Origin of the sequence: Glycomyces sp. YM15 (assembly GCF_016918015.1) — a bacterium.
Classification (GTDB): Bacteria; Actinomycetota; Actinomycetes; order Mycobacteriales; family Micromonosporaceae; genus Glycomyces.
On record NZ_JAERMK010000058.1, the window covers coordinates 1 to 1329 of the forward strand.

Sequence of the window (1329 nt, forward strand, 5' to 3'; positions counted from 1 at the left end):
GGCGGATTCTAGGGGTGGTTGCAACACTGCTGGTTATTCGCTGGTGTGGATGAGTTTAGCGAGGCGCTCGGCTGGGGTTTCCCAGGCGAGCGTTTTGCGTGGGCGTCCGTTGAGTTCGGCGGCGACGGCGGCGAGGTGTTCGGCGCTGTGGACGGACAGGTCGGTGCTCTTGGGGAAGTACTGGCGCAGTAGCCCGTTGGTGTTCTCGTTCGAGCCGCGCTGCCAGGGGCTGGCCGGGTCGCAGAAGAACACCGGGATGTCGGTGGCGAGGCTGAAGGCGAGGTGTTCGGCCATTTCCGAGCCCTGGTCCCAGGTCAGCGACTTCAGCAGGTGCGCCGGGAGGGTGCGGGCGGTGTCGATGAGAGCGTCACGGACGCTGACGGCGTCGTGGCGGCCGGGCAGGTGGACGAGCATGACGTAGCGGGTGGAGCGTTCGACCAGGGTCCCGATCGCCGAGCCGTTCTTCTCGCCGGTGATCAGGTCGCCTTCCCAGTGGCCGGGGACGGCCCGGTCGGCCGCCTCGGCGGGACGCTCGGAGACGTTGACCATGTTCTTGATTGCGCGGTGCTGGCGGCGATCAGCTTGGCGGCGGGGGCGGCGCATCGCGCGGCCGGTGCGCAGCGCCGCGGCGACCTCGCGGCGCAGACCGCCACGGGCCTGGACATAGAGCGCCTGATAGATCGTCTCGTGGACCACGTGCATCTCCGGCCGGTCGGGGAAGTCCCTGCGCAGTGTCGTGCTGATCTGCTCAGGACTCCAGCGTAGGTCCAGGCGGCGTTGGAGGAGCGTTCGCAGCTCGCTGTTGGCGGCGATCTTGCTCGTCTTGGGGCGGGCCCGGCGCGCATCGCAGCGCCGCTGCGCGGCGTGGGGGCGGTAGTCACCAGAATCGGGGTGGGCGTTGCGGGCCAGCTCCCGGCTGATCGTCGATGGGTCTCTTCCAAGTTCGCGGGCGATGTCGCGGATCGAGGCGCCTTCGCGGCGTCGGTCGGCGATAACGATCCGCTCGTCCTCGACCAGGAACCGCGACCGCCCCTGGGGCGCGGCGGGGGACGGCGAAGCGCTCACCGTCCCCGTCGCGGTCCGGACCACGGTCCCGGACCTGGTCACATAGGTGCGGCCGTTGCGCCATTTGCGGCCGGTCCGCTCGTCGATGCCGACGATGCGGCATGCTTCCCTGTTGCTCTTGCCCTCTGACATGAGCTGCAGGAAAGCATGCCGCTCCGCGGTCAGCTTCCTCGGGCCCTGAGCTTTGGTCCGGTTCTGACGGATCTGGAAGTCCATCGCAATCCCTTGTAGATCAAGGTGTTGCAACGACTCCTAGAACCCAAG

1 protein-coding gene is annotated in these 1329 nt (G+C 68.2%); it reads right to left on the reverse strand.

The features are described from left to right. Nucleotides 1-33: 33 nt before the first annotated feature. Nucleotides 34-1197, reverse strand: a complete 1164-nt coding sequence (locus tag JHY01_RS26160; RefSeq protein WP_374199607.1) for an IS30 family transposase — start codon at nt 1195-1197, stop codon at nt 34-36. Between the last annotated feature and the right edge of the window lie 132 nt (nt 1198-1329).

Coding starts and splice junctions, on each gene's coding strand:
- JHY01_RS26160 (WP_374199607.1), bottom strand. CDS start 1,197: ATGTCAGAGGGCAAGAGCAACAGGGAAGCATGCCGCATCGTCGGCATC.